The sequence below is a fragment of the Dechloromonas denitrificans genome (assembly GCF_001551835.1).
GTDB classification, from domain to species: Bacteria; Pseudomonadota; Gammaproteobacteria; order Burkholderiales; family Rhodocyclaceae; genus Azonexus; species Azonexus denitrificans.
On the sequence record NZ_LODL01000016.1, the window covers coordinates 1 to 783 of the forward strand.

General features: G+C 52.5%; 2 protein-coding genes. One reads left to right on the forward strand and one right to left on the reverse strand.

Going from position 1 to position 783, the window contains the following annotated elements:
• Positions 1-374, forward strand: a 374-nt coding sequence (locus AT959_RS21075) for a hypothetical protein (RefSeq protein WP_169795458.1), incomplete at its 5' end; no start/stop codon positions are given.
• On the opposite strand, the gene AT959_RS07780 is transcribed toward AT959_RS21075, so the two are convergent.
• On the reverse strand, positions 337-783 hold a 447-nt coding region (locus AT959_RS07780; RefSeq protein WP_205629865.1), incomplete at its 5' end, for a hypothetical protein. The two genes, AT959_RS21075 and AT959_RS07780, sit on opposite strands and share 38 nt — an antisense overlap.

Consider the following 783-nt stretch of genomic DNA (forward strand, 5'->3'; position numbering starts at 1 on the left):
GCATCGGAGATTTGCTGTTGCGCTTCCCGCTTCAGGAATGGCATATGTATTTTGTAATCCGCATCATGCCGAATGGCTTTCATCATTTTGGCGACGTAAGCCATTTTCTTCAGCTTTGTATTGACCGGGCTGGTAAGCGGAGTCAATTTATGGAAGCGCTCGTACAGGCGGTCATGCGAGCCAGCAATATCATTGTCCGTCAGGCCGGGACAGCGTTGCTTCTCGGAGTAACAGCAATGAAACGCGGAGTAATACGCTCGGCTAGCCGAGTTTCGGTAGTCGAACTCGGTTGCGTTCGCGTCATTAACGGCCTCTTCGGCAAATTTCAGAAATTCTTCAGGCGTTATGCTCATCGCGGCCAACAAATCGAATGATGTAGCGATTGGGGGATAGGGACGGAGTGGCGTTAGCGACCAGCTCCGCCAGCTCGAAATTCATGTCACTAGCTTCCTCATAGGAAACAGCGAGATGTACTGAGCTGCATAGGCATGGCAACCCATCATCACCGTCGTACATCGAAATACCCGACGTATCATCCCTAGTGACTCTATGGCTTCGCATAACCTCACCAGCCAGATCTGCTAGCCGGGCAACGTCGGCGTCCGTCAAATTTGCGGCGACCATCATCTCGCTAATCTCCTCGCCGAGCTCAAATGCTTCGCGATCTAGCTCGCTTAGCTCCAGGTCCAGTGCCTTTATGCGCTCATAGATCGCTGCGGCACATTGGAATTGCAGAGACAGCATTGCACGTGATGCCGCAAGCGCCAGATTGTCGCAGGTAAG